At 46.0% G+C, this 25,987-nt stretch carries 26 protein-coding genes; 6 read left to right on the forward strand and 20 right to left on the reverse strand.

Translation table 11 applies throughout. From position 1 onward, the window contains the following. Window positions 1–62 precede the first annotated feature (62 nt). The 3 genes from QVC96_RS05720 to QVC96_RS05730 are packed head-to-tail and all read left to right on the forward strand — an operon-like array spanning window position 63 to window position 2,643. On the forward strand, window positions 63–2,165 hold the full coding sequence (locus QVC96_RS05720) for an AAA family ATPase (RefSeq protein WP_287690193.1): 2,103 nt from the start codon (window positions 63–65) through the stop codon (window positions 2,163–2,165). 40 nt (window positions 2,166–2,205) lie between these two features. Next, window positions 2,206–2,442: a hypothetical protein gene (locus QVC96_RS05725; RefSeq protein WP_287690429.1), complete on the forward strand. Its 237-nt coding sequence runs from the start codon at window positions 2,206–2,208 to the stop codon at window positions 2,440–2,442. A gap of 3 nt (window positions 2,443–2,445) precedes the next feature. Further along, window positions 2,446–2,643, forward strand: coding sequence for a hypothetical protein (locus QVC96_RS05730; RefSeq protein WP_287690194.1), 198 nt, complete (start codon window positions 2,446–2,448; stop codon window positions 2,641–2,643). A gap of 51 nt (window positions 2,644–2,694) precedes the next feature. On the opposite strand, the gene QVC96_RS05735 is transcribed toward QVC96_RS05730, so the two are convergent. The 10 genes from QVC96_RS05735 to QVC96_RS05780 form a co-directional block, all read right to left on the reverse strand. Continuing rightward, window positions 2,695–3,471 carry a hypothetical protein gene (locus QVC96_RS05735; RefSeq protein WP_287690195.1) on the reverse strand — a complete coding sequence of 259 codons (777 nt, stop codon included), beginning with the start codon at window positions 3,469–3,471 and terminating at the stop codon, window positions 2,695–2,697. Window positions 3,472–3,514: 43 nt separating this feature from the next. Then, on the reverse strand, window positions 3,515–5,368 hold the full coding sequence (locus tag QVC96_RS05740; RefSeq protein ID WP_287690196.1) for a hypothetical protein: 1,854 nt from the start codon (window positions 5,366–5,368) through the stop codon (window positions 3,515–3,517). 9 nt (window positions 5,369–5,377) lie between these two features. Beyond that, window positions 5,378–5,530, reverse strand: a complete 153-nt coding sequence (locus QVC96_RS05745; RefSeq protein WP_287690197.1) for a hypothetical protein — start codon at window positions 5,528–5,530, stop codon at window positions 5,378–5,380. A 106-nt stretch (window positions 5,531–5,636) separates the two neighbouring features. Continuing rightward, window positions 5,637–6,251, reverse strand: coding sequence for a DUF1404 domain-containing protein (locus QVC96_RS05750; protein WP_287690198.1), 615 nt, complete (start codon window positions 6,249–6,251; stop codon window positions 5,637–5,639). Between the two features lie 3 nt (window positions 6,252–6,254). After that, window positions 6,255–6,461, reverse strand: coding sequence for a SepZ protein (locus QVC96_RS05755; protein ID WP_287690199.1), 207 nt, complete (start codon window positions 6,459–6,461; stop codon window positions 6,255–6,257). A gap of 283 nt (window positions 6,462–6,744) precedes the next feature. Next, complete coding sequence (locus QVC96_RS05760; protein ID WP_238026276.1) at window positions 6,745–7,650, reverse strand: hypothetical protein; 906 nt, start codon at window positions 7,648–7,650, stop codon at window positions 6,745–6,747. 37 nt (window positions 7,651–7,687) lie between these two features. Further along, window positions 7,688–9,337 carry an ethylbenzene dehydrogenase gene (locus tag QVC96_RS05765; RefSeq protein ID WP_287690200.1) on the reverse strand — a complete coding sequence of 550 codons (1,650 nt, stop codon included), beginning with the start codon at window positions 9,335–9,337 and terminating at the stop codon, window positions 7,688–7,690. Window positions 9,338–9,373: 36 nt separating this feature from the next. After that, entirely contained in the window at window positions 9,374–9,616 is a 243-nt protein-coding gene (locus QVC96_RS05770; RefSeq protein WP_287690201.1) for a hypothetical protein, read from the reverse strand. A 5-nt stretch (window positions 9,617–9,621) separates the two neighbouring features. Further along, on the reverse strand, window positions 9,622–10,227 hold the full coding sequence (locus QVC96_RS05775; protein WP_238026279.1) for a quinol oxidase: 606 nt from the start codon (window positions 10,225–10,227) through the stop codon (window positions 9,622–9,624). A 764-nt stretch (window positions 10,228–10,991) separates the two neighbouring features. Beyond that, window positions 10,992–11,510 carry a hypothetical protein gene (locus tag QVC96_RS05780; RefSeq protein WP_238026280.1) on the reverse strand — a complete coding sequence of 173 codons (519 nt, stop codon included), beginning with the start codon at window positions 11,508–11,510 and terminating at the stop codon, window positions 10,992–10,994. Window positions 11,511–11,842: 332 nt separating this feature from the next. Here QVC96_RS05780 and QVC96_RS05785 point away from each other — a divergent pair, with 332 nt between their 5' ends. The 3 genes from QVC96_RS05785 to QVC96_RS05795 all read left to right on the forward strand — a co-directional run bounded on the left by QVC96_RS05785 (window position 11,843) and on the right by QVC96_RS05795 (window position 14,427). Further along, entirely contained in the window at window positions 11,843–12,049 is a 207-nt protein-coding gene (locus tag QVC96_RS05785; protein WP_238026281.1) for a hypothetical protein, read from the forward strand. Between the two features lie 6 nt (window positions 12,050–12,055). After that, window positions 12,056–12,517 (forward strand): hypothetical protein, encoded by a 462-nt coding sequence (locus QVC96_RS05790; RefSeq protein WP_287690202.1) that lies wholly within the window; start codon window positions 12,056–12,058, stop codon window positions 12,515–12,517. Between the two features lie 152 nt (window positions 12,518–12,669). Continuing rightward, window positions 12,670–14,427: a cbb3-type cytochrome c oxidase subunit I gene (locus QVC96_RS05795; protein ID WP_287690203.1), complete on the forward strand. Its 1,758-nt coding sequence runs from the start codon at window positions 12,670–12,672 to the stop codon at window positions 14,425–14,427. A gap of 34 nt (window positions 14,428–14,461) precedes the next feature. On the opposite strand, the gene QVC96_RS05800 is transcribed toward QVC96_RS05795, so the two are convergent. From QVC96_RS05800 to QVC96_RS05845, 10 genes are all read right to left on the reverse strand, one after another. Continuing rightward, on the reverse strand, window positions 14,462–15,211 hold the full coding sequence (locus QVC96_RS05800; RefSeq protein ID WP_287690204.1) for a CBS domain-containing protein: 750 nt from the start codon (window positions 15,209–15,211) through the stop codon (window positions 14,462–14,464). Window positions 15,212–15,828: 617 nt separating this feature from the next. Then, window positions 15,829–16,326, reverse strand: a complete 498-nt coding sequence (locus QVC96_RS05805) for an ankyrin repeat domain-containing protein (protein ID WP_287690205.1) — start codon at window positions 16,324–16,326, stop codon at window positions 15,829–15,831. Between the two features lie 341 nt (window positions 16,327–16,667). Next, complete coding sequence (locus tag QVC96_RS05810) at window positions 16,668–20,045, reverse strand: molybdopterin dinucleotide binding domain-containing protein (protein WP_287690206.1); 3,378 nt, start codon at window positions 20,043–20,045, stop codon at window positions 16,668–16,670. Window positions 20,046–20,181: 136 nt separating this feature from the next. Then, complete coding sequence (locus QVC96_RS05815; protein WP_238027478.1) at window positions 20,182–20,748, reverse strand: DUF1404 domain-containing protein; 567 nt, start codon at window positions 20,746–20,748, stop codon at window positions 20,182–20,184. 46 nt (window positions 20,749–20,794) lie between these two features. Next, window positions 20,795–22,351: a proton pump complex quinol oxidase subunit SoxB gene (soxB, locus tag QVC96_RS05820; protein ID WP_238027477.1), complete on the reverse strand. Its 1,557-nt coding sequence runs from the start codon at window positions 22,349–22,351 to the stop codon at window positions 20,795–20,797. A gap of 1 nt (window position 22,352) precedes the next feature. Further along, window positions 22,353–22,889, reverse strand: coding sequence for a proton pump complex quinol oxidase subunit SoxA (soxA, locus tag QVC96_RS05825; protein WP_287690207.1), 537 nt, complete (start codon window positions 22,887–22,889; stop codon window positions 22,353–22,355). 91 nt (window positions 22,890–22,980) lie between these two features. Further along, a complete protein-coding gene (locus tag QVC96_RS05830) occupies window positions 22,981–23,118 on the reverse strand; it encodes a hypothetical protein (protein ID WP_287690208.1) in 138 nt (45 codons plus the stop codon). A 94-nt stretch (window positions 23,119–23,212) separates the two neighbouring features. Beyond that, the gene (locus QVC96_RS05835) at window positions 23,213–23,866 is read right to left on the reverse strand and encodes a sulfocyanin (protein ID WP_238027436.1); all 654 of its coding nucleotides are present in this window, start codon (window positions 23,864–23,866) and stop codon (window positions 23,213–23,215) included. Between the two features lie 103 nt (window positions 23,867–23,969). Then, window positions 23,970–24,653, reverse strand: coding sequence for a sulfocyanin (locus QVC96_RS05840; RefSeq protein WP_287690209.1), 684 nt, complete (start codon window positions 24,651–24,653; stop codon window positions 23,970–23,972). 259 nt (window positions 24,654–24,912) lie between these two features. Next, the gene (locus tag QVC96_RS05845; protein ID WP_287690210.1) at window positions 24,913–25,560 is read right to left on the reverse strand and encodes a hypothetical protein; all 648 of its coding nucleotides are present in this window, start codon (window positions 25,558–25,560) and stop codon (window positions 24,913–24,915) included. Window positions 25,561–25,987: the final 427 nt, after the last annotated feature.

A 25,987-nucleotide genomic window follows, 5' to 3' on the forward strand; every position in this document is an offset into this window, starting at 1 on the left:
AAATACGTTAGATTTTCTTATGAAAATTTTTATCCCTAGCAGTATTACATTAACTGATACTGATGACTAACGAGTTCTTTGCAAAGGTCTTTAATGGGACTAGAAAGGTCAAGAACAGGAATACCTGTCTCTTTGATCCAGAGCTCATGAGATCAAAGGGAATCTCCTACGGGGAAACAGTTGTGCTGGTAACCAACAGACTCTTCCCACTCCTTGTACAGGAGGATAGGGAGAACACTGGTGGTATCTCTGTACATGAGGACGTAATGAGGTACCTGGGAATTAGAAATGGAGAGAAGGTGGTGATTAGAAAAGTTGAACCTATTCCCCTGAACTCCCTTGTTCTGGCACCATCTGCGCAAAGAAACTTTGACACCAAGAGATTAAACCTGGAGCTCAGAAGTATCCCTGTATCAAGGGGCATGCCACTGAACACGAAGCAAGGCGAGTTTGCAGTGGTATCCTTCGAGCCCAGGGCTGAGGTTGGCGTGATTGTAGGAGAAACGGAAATCGAAATCACCGGGGAGGTAATAAAACAGACCCAGAAGAATATACCGCTGGTGTCTCTGGAGGACGTGGGTGGTCTGACAGAGCAGATAATGTCTTTGAAGGAGATAATTGACATAGCACTGGTTAAGCCTGAGGTTCCTAGGCTGTTTGGTTTCCGTCCTCCAAAGGGAGTCCTGCTGTATGGTCCTCCGGGGACAGGGAAGACCCTGATCGCCAAGGCCCTCGCAAACTCGGTTATGGCGAACTTCTTCTTCATAAGTGGGCCCGAAATAGGTTCCAAGTATTACGGGGAAAGCGAGAAGAGGCTGAGGGATATCTTTGAACAGGCTGAAAAATCTGCTCCCTCCATGATATTCATTGATGAAATTGACGCCATAGCACCAAACAGGGACGTAACTAACGGCGAGGCTGACAAGAGGATAGTGGCACAGTTGCTGACTCTCATGGACGGCGTGTCCTCCGGTGGAGGGCTTTTGGTCATTGGCGCGACAAATAGGCCCAATGCCATAGATCCAGCATTGAGGAGACCTGGAAGATTCGACAGGGAAATAGAGATACCGGTCCCAGACAAGAGGGCCAGGCTTGACATAATCAGGATTCACACAAGGAGAATTCCCCTGGCTGAGGATGTGGACCTTGAGGCAATAGCGTCAATGACCAATGGGTTCGTTGGGGCGGACCTGGAGGCCCTAGTGAGGGAGGCAACCATGAGTGCCCTGCGCAGAACCCAGAACCCCGAGGAGGTGAGGGTCACCATGGCGGATTTCCAGAACGCCATGAAGGTTGTGGAACCCTCAGCACTCAGGGAATTCAGGGTGGAGATCCCCAACGTAACGTGGGAGGACATAATAGGACTGGATCAGGTTAAGCAGGAATTGAAAGAGGTGGTTGAGTGGCCCCTCAAATACTCCAAGCTTTACGAGGAAATGAGGGCTGACGTTCCTTCAGGAGTCATGTTGTATGGGCCACCTGGAACAGGGAAAACCATGCTTGCTAAGGCCGTAGCGCACGAAAGTGGGGCCAACTTCATTGCGGTGAGCGGACCGGAGCTCATGAACATGTGGGTGGGAGAGACGGAGAGGGCAATCAGGGAGGTGTTTAAGAGGGCCAGACAGGCCTCCCCCACAGTGGTTTTCTTCGACGAGATAGACGCCATAGCCACTGTGAGGGGATCTGACCCAAACAGGGTGACCGATAGGGCACTGAGCCAGATGCTGACAGAAATGGACGGCGTCTCCTCAAGGAAGGAGAGGGTGATATTTATGGCAGCCACAAATAGACCGGACATAGTGGATCCAGCGCTCATAAGACCAGGCAGGCTAGAGAAACTGGTCTACGTTCCCCCTCCGGACTACGAGACCAGGAAAGTGATGTTTCAGAAACTGGTAACCAGACATCCCTTCGATGACTCAATTGACTTCTCCTATCTTGCAAAGATGACAGAGAACTTCACGCCTGCGGACATAAAGGGAACTGTAAACAGGGCAGTTCTCCTCGCTATCAGAAGGTCAGTGAAGGAGGGGAAGACTTCCAAGATAACGTTCGAAGACCTTGTGGAGGCCTTACGTTCAGTGAAGCCCACAGTCACTCAGGCCATGGTAAACTACTACAACTCATTCGCGGAAAGGGTGAAGCTAACTGGTACATACGCTTGAGATATTTTCCATAGCCGGGTTGTGGGTCTACTCCGTGGGAATGTCGGGGATATTCACGCTGATAGTGCTGGGCATAGGATGGCAGGACTTCGTCAGCTGGTTGGATCTCTTCTATTTATCAAGTATTGAGATAAAACTTATATTCATGATAATTCTATATCTTGGCATTCTTGGTATTTTGGAGGGAACTGTAGTGTATGCCCCAGCTTATCTGATAATGGTGGAGATGATTCCATTTCTAGTGGTATTACTTGCAAGAAAAATATTTAGAAGGTGAGATATGTTGCCCACAGAGGGAATGAGATCGCTTGTGAATCTTGTCCAGATAGGTCTCCTTTTTGCCATAGTGCTGTTCATGGATATAATATTCGTGAAAAGTTCCCTGCTATTCATGGGCATTTTGGCACTGGACCTGGTGGTTTGTGGAGTTCTCCTGTTCTTCGTGATAAAAGATGTTCAGAAATATTTTGACTACTAGTCAGTAACTGCAGAAAAGGGCTGGAGAGCGTCTAATTGGACTTCCCCGAGGTTACGTGGGCCTGGATACCCTCTCTGTCTTGAACGAGGTTACATAGTACTGAATCATTCCAGCAATTATGCCCACGTCAAACAGCCAGGGCGTAATCAAGCTCAGAAGCGAACCCAGGGCCAGCAACACGTAGATGTAGCTCCATTTACCCTTGAAAGCTATCCCTACCACCGAGAAACCCAGGCTCGCAACGAGCGAGAAATACCTCCAGATCAACAGGTTCTCAAAGATCACTGGCGGGAAGGTTGAGATCCCTATGAGGGGAAACAGGCTCAGGTTATTTTTCCCCCTGCTCAAGGAGATTAGGTAGAGGGACAGCATCTCGGCCATCATGGGATAGAAGAACCAGTAGCTATTCAGGGAGTTATCCAGGGCCGAAACAGGACTGGAGAAACTCCTCACCCCGAACTGGGCAAGTCCAAAGGTGAGACCCATGAGACCCTCATTGAACACCACCAGACCTGAAAGGGAGTAGTAATGATACCACTTGAACTCTATCCTATCTGTAAGTCTTTCAGCAACCGCAAAGAAATACCCCAGAAGGAGTATCATGGAGGCCATGTTTACTCCTACAGCTATTCCAAGGTTAGTCTCGGTGGGATTGAAGAGGTAGATTGATGCCCCAATTAACATGAAGGCCATCATGAGGAAGGCAAAGTAAAGGAAGAAAGTCCCAATCTTTGTGGTAACCTTGAAGACGTAGTAAAGGAGGACCACAATCACTGCGACCATGAGGGAGGCAATCCCCATCAGGAGCACGATGTTAACGCTTTCCATGTATAAAGATTGTCTACAGAGTAAAAAAGTATAGTAGAACCACTCAAGACTGTCTTATCTTGCTTACGTCCACCTTGCAGGTAGTGGAGCTCCTGATCACGTAGATTAAAAGGCCCACCAGAATTCCCACCGAACCAATGGTGAATCCCAGTTCGCTATAGAAGGTCATCAGGGCGCTGGACACCATTAACACCGAGGTCACAGCGTATCCCACGGTTGAGAGCCCACAGGAAGGACACGCTGTAAGCACGCTGAACGCTGTGAAGGATCCCAGGTTCTTCCTCCTGGTCTGGAAAACCAAGGCCCATATTGCTCCGGATAACAGGGAAGATGCCATAAGGGCCAGCACGGAGGCGGGATAGAGGTAAAATCCTATCACTCCAGGGACGTATATGGTCACGGCTGGGGCATACATAGGTTCGCCATATGGCAAAACCAAGACCGGCGGGTAAGGGTATCCTGTGGGGGCTATTATCATCATCTTCGTCACAAGCATCTCCACAATACCGTAAACCACGCTCGCTATCACGAAGTATTTCCTGTTGATCTTGGGAATGGTGTACCTGCTTCTGATCATTACGTACCCCCCATAACCCATGAGGACCAGTCCCGCTACCATCAGTCCGGTGGCAGAAAGTGTCATTGTCTCCAGGAATATCAGATCGTATCCGTTGTAATCCAAGAAATAGGCCGAATGGGTCATAAAGAACAGAATCTGGGACACCACAGCCACCGCCCCAAGAAGTATCCAGGTCAGCCCATCATTCCTAGATCTAATACTGAACTGTGAGGGAACAAGGGAGTATTGGCTCATCTTGTCCCTTATATACTGAAGATACTGGATCCCCGCCAACCATGCTATGGGTGTTCCAAAAATCCACGCAGTTATCCAGAGGAGTATCGCCTGTCCTCCAGTGATGTTATAGAACGGAATTGGAGATCCCAGAACTAGGGATATGGGACCGGGCATTATGAGCGACCAGCCAATAACGTGCAGGAGTCCTAGTCTAACCCATGGTTTAAGAGAGGTATAACCTAGAGATCCCACCAAACCTGCAACGATGGATATTGCGGAGAAGGCCCAAGTGGGAATGAAGGGGAAAAGTAAGAATTGAACAGTGATAAGTACCATAGAAACTAGGAACAGACCCCTTCTAATACCCTGCGATATGCTTATCCCCCTGGAGAATATGTACCCCCAGATCCCTCCGGCGAGAAGCCCGTCAACTATCCTCACAAGGAAGAATACGGTGGATGATGGAATAACGAACATAGCACCTGTGAACACGAGGGCTGGCACGATCCCATGCTTCCATTTCATCCACGCAAAGGGATTGGATCCTGTTATTTCGGAAGCTATCACCAGCGAGGAAATGGTGAGAATTACCCCCGCCACGATAGTTAGAACCTCTCCCAGCGTGTCCATGAAGGCAATTGAAATAAGGAACGGTATGTTTGAGACCGTTGCACCTATCAGGGCAGTGAAAAGCTCACAGGAACATGAGAGCGACGTGGCAAGAAGACCCAGGGAAACGGCTAACTTGTGGGTGCTCTTTGCCCTCATCAGAGAGAAGAGGGCGATATATAGCGTTACGTTAAGCGCCACAAGGAAGGACAGAATGAATGAAATCCCCAGGGAGAGCGGAGTCATGGCCCAATCGAAGTACCTTGTGGTGATGGCGAGAAAGGGCCCCCAGAGGGGGTAAGGCATCTGAGAGGGAGCTACGGGTGTTGATGTGGTAACCACCACGTTAACTCCCTGAGGCAGGATAACATTACTCACGAGTAGTATCCTGTCCACATACTGATAAAATACAAAATAGAGTGCAAAAGTCACGAAAAAAACTACCTTGCTTTTCTTCACGTTAAAAATATCGGTTAACTTTACGGATTCCAAAGGACCCCCTCATGAGGACTCTTGTTTCACCAGCTGATCTATATCAACTTGGGGATCCTTGTCGGCCTTCCACAGGATGATGTAGTACCATATTGGAAACACTACTGACATTAGGAAATAATTGACCTGATATAGGTTTAGCTGCGTCTCTAAAAGTGCCATTATTTATCAAGATAGAATACTAAGAAATGATATAAAAACCTTTCGAGGTTTCAGTCAGGTAAAAGGCATAGAGAATAGGGAAAAAACCTATTGAGCAGAAAAAGAGTTAGAATATATCTAGATCCTTCAATATCTTTACCATGTAATACGTTGAGGGAACGAAGGCCATAGCAAACAGGAAGTATGATGTTTCCACCAGCTGAGAGACAGAATAGGGTTTATACACGTCCACAGCATAATAGGATCCCATTTCCAGGAAAATTTCTGCCATTGTGGCCATCATGCTGAACACAGCAAAAATTGTGATACTCTTCCATACCTTCGTCATGGCATCCCAGCCTATACCTGAGAGCAATCCAGCAACGGTGAAGGATACCACTTGAAGGACTCTAGCACCCGCATTGGTTACACTTGCCTCAAATGGCCCAGGAATATACCAGTAGGTAAGTAGTGCGCCACCTATTAACCATGACAGCACCAGCCCTCTTGTCTTATAGTTGAAATCAAGAAAGGACGAGAAACTTCTGCCTCCCTTGTTATACATGAATCTGGCCAGCCATATCCCCATAAGACCTGCTCCCCAAACTAGCATCATATCAAAGGAGAACTTGGCGACCTCCTGTGAAGCTGAAATCTCTAAGGAAAATGGATTTATACTGGCCACAATTAGGGCCAATCCTAGAAAAAGATATGAATTGCTTGTCCTAGGCGTTATGTTCACCCCCTAATTCCACAGTCCTAAAATAACTCCCCCTGCCACTAGCACTGCTCCAGAAAGTGGAACTATGGCAACAAAGGCATCGTTGGCGTATTCGGTGTATGGTAAGGTTTGTATTAGAAACAAATCTGATATCCACGCAGCCACCCCTATAGCTGCTATGACTGATCCCAAAACCCTCCTAGCAAATTTTACTCCAGCCATACTTATCATGTTTTACTTAATTATTCTACTTTATAAATGTTTATGGCAGGATCATAGGTGTTCATGATATTTTTGTTGTAAAAATGCAATTTACGTGTATATCTTATAAAATGAGAGGATTTCTTAAGTCATATTTCACGAGGTGACGTTACAAGAAGCAGAAAATGATGAATTGACCCTCCCCCTTACCTTAGTGCTCCCAGTGAGGAGCGAAGAAACGTGGACCTCTTACTCACGCAGAAAGTAGTCGATCACAGAGCATAAAGATCGCAAACCCCTACTTGTAAGGTTATCATTCAGTTTTTTGAGGAATTTTCTGTCCACGGAGCAAAGCCAGGATGGATACTGCAGCAACAGGAATTAGAAGGTAGACCGTTGTATCAACAGTGTCGAATACCAGCGCCCCGAAGAACAGAGCCAATGACGCGAGGGATACTGCCGGATCCTTCTTGTAGAGGAGGAACGCTGATCCCAAGCCCAGGATGGCTACTGCGAATATTATGGGGGGCATCCAGTCCTTCACACCCAGTATGCCTAGAACATAGGGAAATACCACACCTATCATGATTCCCAGACCAGGAATGGCATTCAGGTAAACTAGCGCACCTATCACAACCGCTAGCGCGACTACCGGAAGCAAGAACTTCTTTGAAATACCCCGTCTGAGCGCATACACGACGAAACCCGCCCCTGATATAATTACCGCGTAAGCCATGACTTGACCAGCGAACGCGGTTATAGCCCCATAGGCAGAGCTGTTGCTCAGCTGAATAAGCCAGTTCCCTATCAGGACAAGATAGGCCAGCACGTCAGGTATGAAGGCGAATAACAGGATCCATTCCCTAAGGTAAGCAGATACCATAATTACCGTGGAAATCAGAATGATCACATAAACCAGCGAGTAGAGAACTGGTGGATTGAATGAGGTATTATCATAGCCCAGGTAGAGATGGACCGCATCCAAGAGGAGGGAGAGATACAGACTGGCCCAGATTAAGGCCTTACCTTTACCATTAATCCTTGAATAGTAACCTGCCATTCCCACTAGTATTGGTTGAAGTATAAGGACAAGTCCAAAGGCGATCTCCCCTATCACGAACATGATTGAAAACACTCTCTCCACCATAGGCGTACTTGCCGCCATGCCGATGGGGATAACCCCGGCCAAAAATTCTCTATTGAATAACAATTCAAGCATGAGAGCGAAAACATAAATTGTAGAAAAAAGGGTTAAATTAACTCCTGGCTTGCGGTCCATTTCCTATCTGCCTAAATATCTTGATTATTGTATTAAACCTTACTATTATCTGAGTTGGAAGACCCCTGTAGCTCATCAGGAAGAACGCCACAGCAGGAGCTGCAAAGGCATTACCCAGAAGGAGGAGTGGCAGGAATCCTATGGAGCTGGAGTTGGCTGGCTGGATGTAGAGGTTCCACCAGAAGGATATGGACTTGAAGTCTACAGACTCTCCAGATCCACCCTGGAACACGGCAAATGCCACGTGATAGGTATGACCTGGCTGTAACTGGATCTGATAGTTTGACTCTCCCTGTCCTCCGGATACTCCCACAGTGGAGAAAGTCCTGGCGAACTCCGCTATCATGTACGGACCTGTTGGAGAGTTAACGAACTGGAAGCCCGTAGCCACTACTGATGGGTTCCATAACTCTGACCCGTTCACCATCCCGTTCATGACCTGGAACGGATTGACGTGTGGGTTGTTAAGGGATGGGAATGCCACCTGGTAATTGCCTCCTATGTAGTAAATGGAGGAGCCGTTAACGAATGCATCAGCAATTATTCCTTGATTTGGCAAGTATCCCAGGTTGAGGGGATCCTTATACTGGGGGTAGTGAGTATAGGGAGGTGGTGAAGTTCTGCTGAACAGTGTTGGACCAGGATAACCAGCATCTTGAGTGTTGTTGGCCCTAGGATTGTTGTTCAATATCCACAATTCGGCCTGTCCTGCTGAGAGCGCACCTGAAGTACCTGGCATCATGTGCGGGGTGTAGGCTACTTGCGTCCAAGAGCTAGGAACTCCCCCTAGTAGCCACATAATTGCAAGCCTCTCTGGATACATGTAGGTACTGTTGTAGAACAGGGAAACATAACCAGCTGTGTCCTCTGGATAGAACAGGTTGTACGTATCCTGTCCCCAGGTTGAACCATTAAGCCCCATGGCCAAGAACTGGCTCAATGAAGTTACGGGAGTTCCGTTGTAGTCGAGGTTTATTGAAGTGATGTTTATTGGATTACCATTGTTGAGCGGGTTACCCTGTGGATCTACTGCACCCACTATTTGACCATATAACTTGCCACTCTGGTTGTATACGTATATCGTGATAGGGTTAACGAGTGCCTGACCTGGTGGATAACCCATTTGCTTAGATGTGGGGAGAGTGTAGACCGAGGCTACGCCCTGGTCGTTTGCGCTATAGGATACATTAACCACCCACCATCCTTGAGGTACAGAATCCACGAAGGGTTGCCATAATTGCCCTGTGGGTGTTCTCTCCGGACATGCTAACCAGGATTCTTGTCCCACTACAGGTGCCTTCATCAGAATGAAGATGTAGGGAACTCCCTGTACGTAAGTCCAGGCGGCCTTCACGTACACTATAGTCGTATGGCCGGAGATTCCATCAGGTACGGGAACTGTGGGTTCTAACGGAACTGAGCTATAGGGTATTTGCTGCCAGAACGATTCTGAACCTGGATTTCCCTCATTGATCTGGGCATTGGGAATATAGTATGCTGTCACGGTATTAGCAGCATTTGACGCGGCATTGAGTAGAACATCTGCACTGTAGGCCACACCTACTAACACTAACATAAAAACGAAACCTAGAATGAGAAGAGTTTTTACGTTATTTCCATTAGCCATTCTTTCTCACCTCACGAACTAGGGAAAAGGAAAACATCATTTCCTTGACCTCCTCCTCAGTTCTGCGTGAGATAGGAGAGAGCCTATCCCGAACAGGAAAATGGCAAGACCAAAGAAGTTAATGAAGTAATTTGCAGTTGTCCCAGTAGTCAGGTTCATTCCATTTACGTCGAAATACTCTGAGGGATATGTTACTGTCGTAGTGCCCGCAACAAGAACTATTAGACCAATAATGGCGAGGATTATTCCAAGATACAGGAATGAATTACTGTTCGCCATCTTCTTCACCCCGAAGAGTTCACATACGGATCCCAGGTTCCCTGTGGCATGACACCGCCGGTTATCTGTGAGGCCAGAGTTGCGTTAGAAGTTGCCAGAATGGTACCTACTAGCCAGGAGTGGCCTAAACCAGTGGCAACTGTACCGCAGTACTCAGCACATGCAACGTGATATAGACCTGGTTGTGGAAACACGTATACTAGGTATGAATAATAGCCGGGCACCGCTTCGGCACCTACGCTCAGAGGAATAGTGAAGTTGGAGGTCGCTGCCTGGATGAAGAATTCGTGGAACACATCAACACTGTGGATTACGAACACCACGGGTTCTCCTACTGGAACAACCGTGAAGTTCGTATAAACCTTATCATGAGGATAAAAGTCCCAGTGCCATTGCTGACCAGTAACGTATATTATAACGTATGGACCCTTATAGGAGCCTATAGCGTTGGAGAACTCAGCGTGAACTACACCTTCACCAGCAGGAATATGATCAGAGACGAAATTGGGATTGAATCCCATGTAATCATAGGTGCTATACTGTGTCTCCAGGGATATGATAGCCACAATACATAAAACGAAGAATAGAGCTATTACAGTACCTCGTTTCACCTTTTCACCTTAATAACAACCCCAATAAACCTACTTAAAAACCTTTTGTTTCTTTAGTAAGATACCATTTTCGTGTATTTCTAAAATAATAATTATAGATATTGACTCATTGACTCATTGACTCAAGGTCTTTGAGATTGTTAAGGTAAATATCATTGTAATTTTCATATTCTTCCTGCGGTGGCTGGGGAGATAACGTTTCACAACCAACTTATAGTACCCTGGAATATCTGGAAAAAGAACTATAGTGTGTGGATTTTCTGAAAACTAAGCCTTATCTATCGTGACACCATGGCTCATCCAAGCCTTATCCTGACGTGATTCATTCAAACACTCCACACACTAAAAGAACTATGTTAAAAAATGGTTTAGTTAGGCTATGGCGTCATGATTCGCAAAAAAACTAGTTTTCAGAAAATTCACACAACTTGAATGAGATAGGGATAACCGTACATTAACGGGGTTTAAAGATTTTTTACTATGCTTATTGAATAGGTAATCATAGTAAGTTTTTTTATTTTAGAGGAAAACGGTCATAGTTTGAAAGGGACTGTTTTCACTGATTGTTCATTACATTTTCACTAATGTTGTAAAACTCTTGATCATCCTAACCACTAAAAGTCCAATGCAAAGCTACTGTCCTTACAATTTTAATTTAGAGACATAGATTAAGATCAAATATTAAGTATTGCCTGGTTTATAGGAACATCTCCAGAGATTTCATTGGGAGAAAAACTCCGTGTAATGAACAAGTTATCATAGAACTAACTAATGATAATCTCTGCGTCCTGTTCACCGCTCTTTACACCCTCTATCAACCCCAATATGGTGTGAAGCCATCGGGAGTGAGGATCGGTGAGATTAGAAGCTAACTTAACCTTAACCTCGTTCCTCACTAGCTTGAGACCATAGGTGCATTCAGTTATCAACGGACAGGATAGACAACCAGCCTTTTGGTCCAGTTTCATAGTTACGCCAATTTTTCCATTTGATACGAACGCTATCTTATGAGGAATTAGCTTAATGCAGTTAGCCTCATATTTGTAAGATAGAATTGCCCTGAATGCTATGGCATTATCTTCCATGAGTTTCATCTTTCTAAGGTCCTTCAAAAGGGAGTAGTAGTAACTCTTGCTAATCCCTGTTTTACTCCAATCATCAGAAGTCATTACGGAAAAGTAGGGTTCGTTTAATACTGTCTCGAACACTTCCTCTCTGAGAAGCAGAATCCTGGCACTTTTCTTCGTGGGCCTTTCTATCTTCAGGAGCCTGTAGTGACACATGAGGGATCCTTTTTAATATAACTGTTGATTTGTTATTTAAAAGCTTTATTTTCCTTGAGTATGCTCTATTTTGGGCACTTATAGAAACACTTTCTAGATAGAGGCCTCGAAATGTAAGGCCAACAAAGTAATGGAAGCCTTCCCTTTATTCTTCCCATGAAGGGATCGGTACTAATTCAAGCTTTTCTACATTTAACGGGTCATGATGGATTGAGTTCGTCTCCATCAAAACCCATTGGTTAGGATCCTTCCTACCTCAAATATCACTTATCGAGGAAAATAAGGAAAGGTTTTTATTTTTGTTAGATTCGAAAGTTATACGTGAGCATAAAATGAACATGAAAGTCTGGGGTCTAATAATTCCTGGAGGCTTTTTGGTAGCCATATCGGTGATAATGCTCACCCTTTACAGCTATACCTTGCTGAAACCCAATCCTGCATCCTTCGCCTTCACGGTGACTGGCACTGACCTAGCTGGTCTGGCCATAGCTGTTGTTGGGTTAGCACTTATAATGGCCGGTGCGTATATGCAGGACTGAGATGGGATGGTGAAGTTAAGAACTTTTTTTGTGGCGGCCACGGTTGTGGTGTTGATAGCCCTAACGGGATATTTTGTTTTTCAAAGCTTAATACCAAGTTCTGAGTTCGTTCCGTCGTATAACGTATCCTATGGGGTATACACTATCCCAGTGTATGCTCATGGTAGCATAAATTATCAGACAATCAAGGGTTTGAAATTGATTATTGATAATGAGGATAACAACACAGTTGTGAAGATATCGTCCATATCCAATTCCACATTCTCCACGGCTCCCACGGTTTACTATTATCTGGAGTCCGTACCTCTCTCCAATGGCTCCATAGTTTCAGCTTATGCTCCGGTATACGAGATCTACGTGGGTTATGACACTCTGGTTATACCCGTCAATTTATCTCCAGGTAAATACAATGTTGTCCTAACTGACGGAAACCAGTTCTCCTTCACTGTGCTAAACGCAACCAGCTAAGATATGAATTTTCTTTTTAACAATTTTTATAAAAATTTCCCATTCTTTTAAACACGTTGTACTGGACCTGCTTCAAATCGATATCAATCCTTCGATTTTTTAGAAAAACATCTCGGTTTAAAGAATTCTTCTCTAATTTGGTCTTGATAGATATGGCTACGCGAGAGGAAATTAAGAAGCTTGAACAGGAGAGATTACTGGAATGGAGTAGGAAGTATCAACAGGTACAGGAGAGAGAAGCTAGGAGATCACTGCTGGCGAAGGTTCTCTATACCGAAGACTACAAAAACCTGAGCATTAAGCTGTTACTGACCGCTGTAGCATGGCTGTTCATTGGAGGAGCCTTCGCGCTGTTCCTGAGGGGTCAGGCTGGACTGAGCAGTGAAGGCGTGCCCGTGGTCGTGGATAGTGCGTATTACTTCCAGGCCATGACCAACCACGTCATGGACATGGTGTTTGGCGCAGCCTTCACGGCAGTATTCTCCCTTGCATTTTACGTAATACCCGCTCTGAATGGGTCAAGGCTTGTGAAATGGCCCAAGATCGCTAACTTTGGCTTCTGGCTAAACAATTTTGCGCTATTCATGATGAACCTAGGAGGAATACAGAACCAGTATCTTTTCACTTTCCTCAACCCCCTACAGGCTTCGGTAACTTGGTACATAGGATATGGAACCATGGTTATCGCCGAATGGTTAGAGATGGCCTCTGTGATAGGTACTAGCTTTGAGGGCAGAGTGCAGGGTAAGTTAGTTCCCACTCCCATAGGGTTCATTGTTATGGATATGATAATGATGGCCTTGGCAAATATACCTGTCTTTATCGCTGACATGTGGAGCCTGCTTTCCCCCATCGGAGGATTGAACATCTACCTCTTCGGTATTCCCAACGCTGAGGTGTGGAAGGGACTGTTCTGGTTCGCTGACCACCCGCTCGTGTACTTCGTCCCTTACACCCTCTCAGGATGTATAGTCGCTATAACTCCCCTCTACGCCAGGAGGCCCATGTACAGCGTCAGGTTCACTAGGTGGCTAATACCAGTCCTCTTCGTTCTGGGATCTAGCGTCTACGTGCACCACATCGTGGACGACCCGTGGCCCCTGATCCTGAGGGACATATTTGCGCAGACCAGCACGGCACTGGTAGCTGTCCCGTTCGCTGCTCTCTGGCTACTGTTCTTCATCACTCTGGGCGACCCCAGGAAGCTGAAGTGGGACCCAGGATTTGCCTTCATATTTGCAGCTGCAGTGTGGAACATCATAGGAGGGATACAGGCGGAACCCACTAATCCGACGCCCTCATTGGACCCAACGATTCACAACACAGGATGGATATTCGGTCACTTCCACATAATGCTGGCAATCTACTCAGTAGGTGGCCTGCTAGGTGCCCTCTACGTGGTGGGTCCTGATCTGTTTGGCAGGAAATGGTACAGCACCAAGCTGGGATGGCTCCACTTCTGGGGATGGCAGGCAGGAATGGGACTGTTTGCGATAGCCTCCAGCGAAGGTGGATTCTTCGGGCTGATCAGAAGGGAAGTGGCGTGGGCCGGGTTCTATGAGGTATACTATCAACTCTTGCTGATTGGAGGATGGCTAGCAGGGTTTGCTACCATAATATTCGCATATAACCTTATACTGACCCTCCTATATGGCGAAAAGGTGCCCAAGACTGACATACCCATGTGGGCAGTTCAGACGATAGCCATGGAGAGATATGCCATGAGGAGGGAAGGCTATAAGGAAGAGGAAATGCCAGTTGCTCTACCAGCAGATGGCATGATTAGGCTAGAAGAGAATTCAGGAATTTCCAATGGTACTCCGGTGGGTGCAAGGGCACTAGATTCGGTATCTCTTGACATGGGCGATCAGGGTCCAAGTAAGGGATTAACTGACCTGGGCAAAAGTTAAAAACTTGTAAAAGATAAAAATTTTTTATTTTAGTTTAAAGGATGTTAAGTGCAGAATATATCAAGTCTCTTTCTGTCACAATTCCCACAATTTTATCCTCCACGACCGGTACTGTGCCTATTCTTTTCTCATCCATTATCTTTACCACCTTCATGATGGTGTCCAATTTCTTCGCAGTCACTGGATTTCTCGTCCCAACCTCAAGGACTGGTTGAGGTTCTACGTTCTTTAGAAGAGATTTCACGATATCTGCCGCCGTAACTATACCCACCAGTCTTTCGCCGTCCATTACGGGCAACCTTCTAACCCTGTGGGTTGTCATAAGTTTGGAGGCCTCAAGAGAGTCACTATCCTGTCCAATGGTATACACAGTGGGAGACATAACTGAATCCACGAGACCAGAAAAAGTTCTTCTGGCCATTAACCTAACAAGATCTCTCTCCGTAAAGATACCAATTATCACGTCGCCATCCATTACAGGAACCCCACCTATATCATGAGCCACCATGACCCTCAAAACATCTCTCACATCATCATCCGCATTGGCTCTGATCAGCCTCTCACTCATCAAGTCCTTGACCCTTAGCTCCATCAACTTTCCTCCGTACTGAGCGTATGCCTGAACCACGGATCTAGTTGTGACAATGCCCTCAGGTTTTCCATCCTTAAGAACTATCACTCGCCCGGACCTATCCCTACTCAGTACCTCTATGAGCTCTCGCATATCTGACTCCGGATTTACCGACACGATCACCGGAGTCATTACATCGGAAACTTTTATCATGATTAATATTATTGATCCAAATAACATAAGCTTTTCTCTAGAGTCAAATTAGAGATATTAATTGGGTTCTATCTTAAGACTGTTAACCTGAATAGTTTCAGGATTTAATGAGGCTAGATTTCATAGATTAGGAGAATAATAACATGAAATATCACGGTACTTTATCATATGAATTTTCGTTTCTCGCATATTTTGATGTAGTGGATCGTTTTACAGTTTTGAATTGTTTCCTATAGTGTATAGTGTATGGAGTTTCTGTTAAGCGACGTCTTCAGTTCTCTTTCAATTTGACATCTTGCAGAAACCTGGAGGTCTTTGATTACAGTTAGGTTGTTCTTCTACAATCAGTTGCGCTATTTCTCCTAGTGTGTGGAGTAGAACAGACAGTACTTCACACCTTTCCTCCATATTCTACTCTTTAAGTAGTGTGTGGAGTATTTGAATGAATCACGTAGGGTAAGGCTTGGCTGAGCCATGGTGTCCTATGGATAAGGCTTGGTTTTCAGAAAATCCGCACACTACTCTTTAAGTCAATAAATAGGGCCAGAGACATCATGGACAGGGTCACCTTATATTGTTGCATTAAGGGAGGAAACGTGAATACGTAGCAAACCAGACTAATCTAGGGAAACCTCGTCTGGATCAGGTTCAGTTTGTATCCCTTTCAGGTAAAGTTCGCATCCGACTATTTTTCCATATTCAAAATATTTTAGACCAAAATTATCCCTAACCTCCGGATCTGCCCTGTTATCGAGAAGAAATCTTACTAAGTCATCCATTTCCAAGTAATATGCCTTATGCAGTAAGGGAAACCCCTGCTTATCCCGCTTGTTTGGATCTGCTCCCCTATTAACCAAGAGTTTTACCACTTCGACATTGCCATTACAAAAAGCCAGATGTATTGGAGAATTTCCTTCTGCGTCCTCTTCATTGGGATCAAAGCCCAAATCAAGTAAGTACCTTACAATCTCGATTTCTCCTTGAAAACAGGCTTCATGTAGAGGATTCCTACCATCCTTTAGACATCTCATGAGGTTTCTCTTATCCATTTCCTTCAGTTTCTCAGAGTTGCCTTCAGAAATCCAGTTAAATATCTTTGAACAATAATTCTGCATGTTATCTATTTTAACAGGGTTTTATTTAAACCATGCGTTATAAGGGCTTTCGATAGATAAGAGTTTTAGAGTAAGGTAGGGTAATAGCTCAACTTATGTTAACGGTACTCTCGCGTATTGCATGAATTTCCGGACCTGGTCTGGTTTGTATATTTCACGTTAAAGGCTCCTTAAATACACAAACAATATGGGATAAGCCCATAGATTTCCTGGAAACTGAACTTCACCCGTTGTGACATCACTACCTAGACCAAACTATATTTTAACGTCTGTTCTTTCATATACTCCTTACGTAGCTATAAAAGATGAAAAGAAGAAAGCGAGAAAAGAAAAAAAGCTTTTTACGAAGAACCTGAAGATCCCGAGTTCACGTTAAACTCCACTGGTGCCAGCGTTATTTGCTCCAGCATCTCTTGAGGTAATGATCCGATTTTCCTTATGTTAGCCCATGTCCACTTAACCATCTGGTTGTCGGTAACAGGGTCCACGGTGGGCGTGGTTACCTGGTTCGCACCAGGTTTAACCTCGAACGCCATTGCCACGAACAATTGCCCTGGAGTTACAGTATTGGATATCCAAGCTATACCGTCAAGGGATCCGTAATCGTTGTAGACCTGAATTATGTCGCCGTTGTTTATCCCCTCATTCTGTGCGTCTTGTGCACTTATCTCTATGATTGGCATTGGTACTCTCTGCACTATTTCAGGTATCTGGTAATCGGTCCATCCTGACTGGAATATGATGTTCCACCTGCCGTTGTTGACCCAGTACTTGTACTTGCTCTGTTCCTGGACAGCATATCCGAATATTCCCACATATGGCGTTGGGAATGGATTGAAGCCGTTGATCACAGCCTTTAGAAGCGTGTCCCACGAATAGCCGAACATGGACTGAACATCGTTTATACTGATGTACTGTACCTGTCTAGTTATAAGAGGTATGCTTGTATTGCCAACCGTTACTGCCTGATTTGGATTTATGGTCACTGCCTCAACCCTGAACTTTCCGTGAATGGCAGGCTCAGCATAGTTCACGAGACCCCATAGGGTAAAGCTACCGTCTGGGTTAGTGGTCTTACCAAGGATGGGAAGCTGTACACCAACAGTCCTTGCCATTTTCAGGTCATTCAGATCTATCTGTGACCATCCCGGTGGGAAGGCGTGTGGCACGAAATAGCCATAGGGCCACACAGATGAGGGGAAGTTCACAGGACCGTTTGCAACGTAGTAGTTCCACAGGTCATTGTATATACTGAACCAGTCATAATCGTAGTAGTTCTCAGAGTACGAGGGAGCGATGGAAAGTGGCTGAGAGTTCTGCATCATGTGGTTGGAGAGGGACTCCCATATCTTGTTGAAAGCCGTGTACAATCTCTGTGCCTGAGGTGAATTCCCATTTCCCTCTGACTGATACATTTGATAAATCACATAGGCAATCATGGCATAAGTCCAAACGTCTGGCATTGACATTCCTAGTGGAGAGTGATACACATCGTCCAATCTGAGCCTCCTGTCGTGCCCGTTCCACCTTATTTCATATATCTCGCCATGATTGGAGGTTGAGGGCATCAGTAGATGGGCTGCATTCTCGAATAGCCTGTTCTGATTCAGAATAATGTCATGACCTACTACGAACAATGCTCCGTTCGTGGATCCTAGACAGCTTATTACTGCATTCGCGTAATCTTGAGGACTTGGAACGTTGGGTAAGGTCTGACCTACAGCACTTGTGTTATATGATGCAGTTGGGGTAGTCATGGAGGAAGAAGGAACGCCCATACTGGCACTATTCTCCACGCACTCCTGGAGCAGTCTTGCCCTGTTATCGATTGTTAAGCCAAGCTTGCTACCGCTCATTGTCTGCTTGTAAGGAACTGCGGTGAACACCCAGAGAACCTTTCCATAACCGCTGTAGATGAGATAGTCCACGATGGGATTATACTGATATATCTGCGGTACCGTCGTACTCGTGTATTGACTGTAGAAGTTCTTGATGAAGTTCACTATATTCGTAGCATTGACCTGCATTCCCTGGGCCTGTAGCTGTTGAGGCACGTAGGAGCTCATCTGGATCCATAGGTTCCTGCCCTGACTCAGGTTAGAGGACCATGGGGGTGGTGGTGGTAACGGGAAGGCGGCACCCCTCTGGTGACCGAAACCCGTGCTGAGCCCGCACCCTGGCCTACCCGAGAGCGCTCCCGATATTATGGCCAAATTGGCAAGAGCGTAAATCGGGGTGTAGTTTCCAGACCAGATTATACCCTTCTCGAACTCTATGAGAGTTCTCTTATAGTATGTGTTTCCGTTGGCGGTCTTGGGCTTTGCAATGAGGTCTCCCATCTGCATTATTATGTTCTGGGGGACACCCGTAATACTCTCTGCCTCAGATAACCATTCGCTCAAGGACTTTGACTGAAGGTAGTCGGTGTAGTACTGATAATTCTGACTGTTAAAATTGAAGCCGTAGGTGCTTGCTGATTGATACAGACTGATGAAGTGGTTCACCACGTCCGGGTAAGTGTAGTAGATGTAGGCAGTAACCGCATTAATGAGTTCAGCGTCCGTTCCTGGATTTACCTGGACGTATAGCATGTACCCGCCACCGTTGTTTCCTGTTTGGCTGGTGATTCCAGACTGTGCCTGTTCCACAGTTATACCCAGCTTAGCCGCTGCAGCTCTCACGGTCTCGTTGGGCCTAGCCTCCACCACTATAATGTTACCGGGCGGAGTTGGCTCTCCTTGATCGAACCACTGGGCCTTTCTGCTTGCTGTGGCACCTGAGATGTTATCAAACATGTGCTGGATGAAGTTCACTGTGGAGGTTGCGTACTCGTTAATCCCCCAGAGAACCAGCGTATCAGCTATGCTAATATCCAGCATGCTTGCGGTATCAGTCCCATTCCCGTTAGTTGCCTCAAGCAGTGCATCCTCAGTCAGGGAGAAGGCCACCTGATAATGGAACCTGACGAAGGGTGTAGCCAGACCCATGTGAAGGAAGAGGCCGGGAGCCATGTTGCTGAAGACTCCACCCCCCTGTCCCCCACCGTGGTCAGACCTAATTGCCATCACCTGAATGGCTGCAGGTCCCACGGGGTCAGGATAGTTGAAGTTCTCGTTATCAAGGTAGTACTTTGAAATCATGGCAGCAACCTGGATTGCGTAGCTCCAGCTAATGGGCTGGAAGCTGTTGTTCCATCTCAACATGGGCGTCTGTATCCTAGACTGGTATACCGCGTAGCCGGAGGCCACATCGGAGAAGGGACTCCAGTTTCTCTGCGCATTTCTTCCTCCCCTGGTGGAGTAGGTTCCCTCATTTACTGGGCACTCGGAGCTGGGTACTTCCAAGATATAGACAGGCTCCCAAGCTCCGGTCTGGGTGTTATACTTCACCGTCCTTGTTACCATTCCTTCTCCTATCCATGGAGTTCCGTAATTGGCGCCCAACGGAATAACGGGAGATGTGTAATCAGCCTGGAAGTTGGTTAGATCCCTGTTGAATACCTGGTCGTTCATGTTATAGACAATCGCGTTCTGTCCCTTCGCCGGTCCACCTTCTTTATAGACCGGGAACACGAAGATATCGTATCCGCACCCGACATTGCAGAACCTGCACGTGGCGTGATATATTTCAGCGTCTGGCGGTGGTAACGGGATCCTCTTATTTGGAACAGGGCTTGAAGTAGAGCTACTACTCGAGCTACTACCCATTGAAGATGACATATTCTATCGAAATGTCATTATCTTTTCATCTTTAAAAATCTTTATATATATGGTTAGATAGATTTGAGTTTTTATTTTCAACTAGATTTCCAAACAAATTAAGAAAGAATAAAATTATCCGCGTGATGGACAAGTCCTAGAAAATGGACATATTCCTCATCATTCTGGCAATGGTGTAGACCAACACTAGGTTCATCACTACGAACATAACAATGCCCACTAGGGGTAAGCTGGAGGGACCCCACTGCATGGAGGGAAAGTCCACGTTAGTGTAAAGCGGGTTACCAATTATGAAAAGGATGCTGAGAAAAGTGTCCCCAAGCATGTAGAGAGCTAGGGAGGTTATCTTCACTGTTAAGCTCATTTTAGGAATGTAAGATCCTGCTAAGATGCCTCCCAGAAATAGCGTGGCCTCACAAATTAACCTGATTGCTATGTTGGTGGCTGCCAGGTCAAAGGGGAGAGGAAAATGCCAGAAGACAGCTATAATCGCTCCCATCACCAGGGAAGCAAGGGACCCTCGAAACATCTTATAACCTATCACGGAACCTGCAAAGAACATGGCGTAATGATCCAGCATGAACACCACAGGGTTGCTGAACTGTAAACCCTCCGTTACAGGATTCAAAAACGCCACCAAGGTAACCGCAGGAATAATCAGGAACTTGTATTCGCTCCTCTTAACTCCCTGATAGGAAAACATAAAATAAAATCAGAGAATAAAATAAAAAGTTTTTCCTTTGTCTTTTTTAATTTGGCTTATTAACGTGATCCACAGACCTGTTTTCCGTGCCTGAGGCCATAACTCCCGGCCCTCCACCTGTTGACGAGACGCCAGTGATACCGGAGGTTTCCCAGAACGCGGATGTCTTCACTCCTAGAAGGGTTAGGAGGACCGGTAAACCGTACATTACGAAGCTAGCTCCCATAATCATGGCAAACATGGTCATCCAGTCCATGTATGAGAGAAACTTCACCGGATAGGCCACCCATCTCCTGATAAGTCCTTCGTAACCTGCAATGCTCATTGTGTAACCCAGCAGCAGGGCCCCTATTGTCCACATTATCACTCCTCCGCTCACCATTCCAGCGCCCAAGCTGGAGAGAGAGGCGCCATTCATCTTAGATGCCAGCATATCCAAGAGAATTGACACGTAGCCCACCACTATGATGGTCCAGATCATGAGATGGAAGTGCCCCACCACGTAGTAGGTGTTATGGACGATCACGTTCAGTGGATTTATGGGAAGGATGAGGGCCTGAAGCCCAGCTAGGATGAATCCTATGAGAGCTATAAGGGCTGAGAGGCCAATGGGATTCTTCCACTGATATCCCTTTCCTGTGGCAATCGTGAGCCCAAGATTGAGGACTGTCAATCCTGATCCCGCTGCCAGAATCAGGGTAGTTGGGGTGATGAAGGCCCTGAGAACCGTGGGCAAAGGCCATGTCTGAAGGTGATGCACCCACGCCAGCATGCTGAAGGTGAAAAGGAGGACAATGTTGTATCTGGCCCACTTCTCGCTGTAGAGTGCCCTTCCCGCAAACTTGGGTATGTAGTAATAGAGCCCACCGAAGACTGCAAATGGTGCATAATATACCACTGGGTGGCCCCAGAACCAGAAGAGGACAACCCACGTCAGTGGATTCACGGGCACTGACGCCCAGAAATACAGGACATACCATAGCTCACCCGCAGCCAGCGCGAACTCAGTTATGAAGATAAGAGCCCCACCGAAAGCCATTCCATAAGCAGCGAAAACGGGAATCTTACCTTCCCTGGGCCTAGTCTTATAACCATCTACGAAGAGCGTGATTGAGGCAAGGATGGTACCTATTGCGTTCAGGAACATCATGAAGTAGGCTAGTCCCACAAGCTTACTTGCTATTGCAGCTGGGAATGACCCGAAATACAGCCAGCTCCCGAGCTGAAGAGACAGTGGTGGATACATGTACCAGCCCGTGGTCGGTCCTCCAGCAAAGGTCACAATCATTGGAAGGTTTATCAGGAAAAAGGAGAGAGTGAGGAGCTTGAAGTGCTGCGCTGACATGTTGCTCTTGTAGAGGGAGAACGCAAATATGGACAGGCTTATGTCCTCAACAATCATCATCATGGCAGCCTGACCGTGAAAGGTAACAAGGAAGTAGTAGAGAGGTGCAATGGCGTAACCTGCAGCCTGGTTCACGTGAGGACTTAGAAGGATGGTTCTGAACCATAACGCAGCGATTCCCATTGCAGCTAACCAGGCTAGCCCGCCGGCGGTGTAAAGCAGAGCTACTCCGAGAGTTGTCCTGGGATAGGCCTTCATTTCACATCACCCATAGGTAACCATACATGTAGGAGTGCCCAATTCCGCAATACTCGGCGCAATGGAAGGTGTAGTTTCCAGGGGCAGATGGGGCAAAGAAGAAGGAGTAACTGTTTATCCCTGGCACTATATTCACGTTTTGAGGTCCGTGAGGTAACCTTATGTAAAACGCATGAACCACGTTATTGCTGTAGAGCACCATCTCAACAGGCTGATTTGGGTACACCTTAATGTAGGGGAAACCATTGATATAGGTTATCACGTTACTGGATACAGGTATCTGTAGCTCTGTCCCATTGGGCAGGTAAATTATCTGGGTCGCATTTTGAGGAACCCAGGCCCACTGCACGCCCTCCATATAAATTATTACCGTGCCGTTGGGCAGGGGCTTTGGAACACCGCTCTGCAGGGGTAATCCAAACCTGTAGGTGGCGGTGCTACCGCTCACCACACCCAAAAAAGAGTACCCGACGAATGCTGCCACTATAACGAGCATGACCACAAACCATATTTTTTCCCAATCTCTGTGCTCGGACAATTTTCCTCAATCTAGGTAAACGCAAAATAAAGTTAAAAAGCTTTTCTCCTTTATTACAATATAAAGATTGTCTTAGAATCGTAAGAAAAATTTACACTGAATTTTTCCTCATTAATAGGTAGAACGCTATCCCTCCGACTATGGCTATTGCGGCTAGGCCAAAACCGAAGACGTCCTCAAAACCAATACTGCTTACGGAAGCGTAGGTGGAAGCTAGGAAGGCTATCATGTTACTTCAGGATTAAACAACATAAAATCAATTAAAAGCTTTTCTATGAAGATCTGAAATAACCCTGTGAGAAAAGAAGACTGGGCAAAAAACCTTAGCTTTGGATTGCGTATGGAGTGGTCACTGAGGATGAGGAGATGAGGACTCCCCACATCCCGGCTGCCGCATGACCGCTGATTCCGCAGGCAAACCAGTATATTCCCGCAGGGATCATGGCTGAGGCCGTTGCCGTCTGACCGCTGGATATACCCACGTTCATGTAGTTGGAGGTCGTTGTTCCCGCTGCCAGGATGATGGTCCCGTCCTGGCCAACGTCATCTCCTGGAGTTGCCGTGGTGTTCTGGATGATGAGGAAGTTGTGTTCCAGGCCCTCTTGGTTGGTGAAGTGAACCACGACCGTCCAGCCAGCTGGGATGTAGATGTGAAGTTGTCCGTTGCTGGTTCCGTTGAAGTTGAAGGGTTGGCCTGAGCTGGAGGCAACTATGTAGAGGAAGACGGTCTTGTTGGCGGAGTTGTAGGGAAGTGGAGTGGCGCCTGGGGGTAGTGATGTGGATGTGGTGGACGTAGAGGTCGTAACATTTGAAACAGTGACAGAGGTCTTAGTGGTAGAAACTTCACCTAATAACTTGGCGTTATGAACCGTGGGCACTGGAAAGTTAACTATGGAAAAATTATACGAGAGAAAACCTATCATAAATGCCGTTCCTGCAAATATTAGGACAATGATTGCAACTCCGATTTTGCTCATGAGCTATCGTTTAGATAGTGATTAATTTGGTATATATATTTTAGCTTTACAAAGAACAAGTTTTTAATAACTAAAAGAGCTAAATTGAGAGAAATAAAAAACCTTAGCTTTGGATTGCGTATGGAGTGGTCACTGAGGATGAGGAGATGAGGACTCCCCACATCCCGGCTGCCGCATGACCGCTGATTCCGCAGGCAAACCAGTATATTCCCGCAGGGATCATGGCTGAGGCCGTTGCCGTCTGACCGCTGGATATACCCACGTTCATGTAGTTGGAGGTCGTTGTTCCCGCTGCCAGGATGATGGTCCCGTCCTGGCCAACGTCATCTCCTGGAGTTGCCGTGGTGTTCTGGATGATGAGGAAGTTGTGTTCCAGGCCCTCTTGGTTGGTGAAGTGAACCACGACCGTCCAGCCAGCTGGGATGTAGATGTGAAGTTGTCCGTTGCTGGTTCCGTTGAAGTTGAAGGGTTGGCCTGAGCTGGAGGCAACTATGTAGAGGAAGACGGTCTTGTTGGCGGAGTTGTAGGGAAGTGGAGTGGCGCCTGGGGGTAGTGATGTGGATGTGGTGGACGTAGAGGTCGTGTTGGTTGAAGTTTTTGTCGTGTTTGTAGTGGTTACAGTCATATTAGAAGTGCTTGAAACAGATACGTTCTGAGCAGGAAGTGTGGTAGTAACATTGCCCACATTTATGGGAGTGGACCTAACTGCTATATAATACGCTGCTACGGCAACTAGGATTATAGCTATCACTATCGCGACTACCATGGGAGTATCTATCTTTGCCATTAACACACTACAACGAAGCCGTTTTAAAAATCTTTTCATTATATACTATAATTTGTTGATTTAGTTCCTTGAATAATGCATGAATTATCAGGCAAATGAAAACGCTATAGCGAATTGTAGTGTGTGGAGTATCTGTTTAGCGACGTCTTCGGTTCTCTTTCAATTGGACATCTAGCAGAAACTTAGAGGCCTTTGATTACAGTAACTCCACACACTATAGCGAATTGTCTGACCTCAGGCAAAACAAGGGAGGCAACATCTATTGCTTGATACCCTTTTCGCGACTTCCCATTTTTTCCAGTACTCTCATGTTGGATTCTATCTTGGAAATCCATTTGTTCATATCCTTGAGACTCAGGTATAAGATTACCAGAGAACCCAAGGGTAGCCCGAAATAGGATAAAACGAAAAAGACAGGAGAGGCCAATACGGCAAGCAAGGAGTATATGGTCCCGGAGGCCGCGCCTACAATATACACAATTATAGAGGGTAGGGAAAGGCAACACGACGTTCCTGACACGATGGCAATAGTGGGTAAAGCTGTCAGGATTGCCAGAGAACGTTTATAGTCCTTGATCAGCCTCCTCAAGTACATTAACCTAGATACGTTTGCCCCGAGTAGTAGAGAAAGGAGTATCCCCATGAAAAGCGAGTAGGGAGTGGTGTCGCTTTCAAAAGGACCTATGAACACCCAAAATCCCAGACTCGTGGAGACCCAGTACGGGAAAAGAATGGGAGACGTGGGAACTGAGACACCAAATCCTGCGGACAAGAAAGGATAGATGGAGAGCTTCTGGCCTAAGCCCTCAGCTAAAACAACATTATAGAAGATTCCGTATAGAAGAACATGAAATGTCAGATAAACGACTGAGCTAATTATATATGCTATACCTTTCTTTACTTTCAAAAAGGTTTCTTCATAAAAGGGCACTGGGACAGCTATGCCAACCCCTATCCAGAATGTTACACTTGATATAATTGAAAGGGGGATGTAACCATGTTTTTCTAAGCTCAACATATATGTAATTAAACTCAGTGAAAGGAGAATCGGAAACAGCGTTCGTCGGAGATTTGCCCATTTCATAGATAATGAATTAGAGTGTAAACTAATAAAGCACCCTTAACTCTAGCATGTAGTGTGAAAGACCCGCGTTAGAAAACGGTTTAGTAAGGCCATGGTGTCACGAGGACAAGGCCAAGTTTTACAGGAAAATCACGTATTACTTCACATCAAATCAGCCCAATTCATTGTCTTTTTTAATTGAAAATAAATTAAATTTAGTAAATACAAGATCTAAAAATATGTTCTGACCAACATATATGTTAAATCTTAT

The organism is Metallosphaera javensis (ex Sakai et al. 2022) (assembly GCA_021654415.1).
Taxonomy (GTDB): domain Archaea; phylum Thermoproteota; class Thermoprotei_A; order Sulfolobales; family Sulfolobaceae; genus Metallosphaera; species Metallosphaera javensis.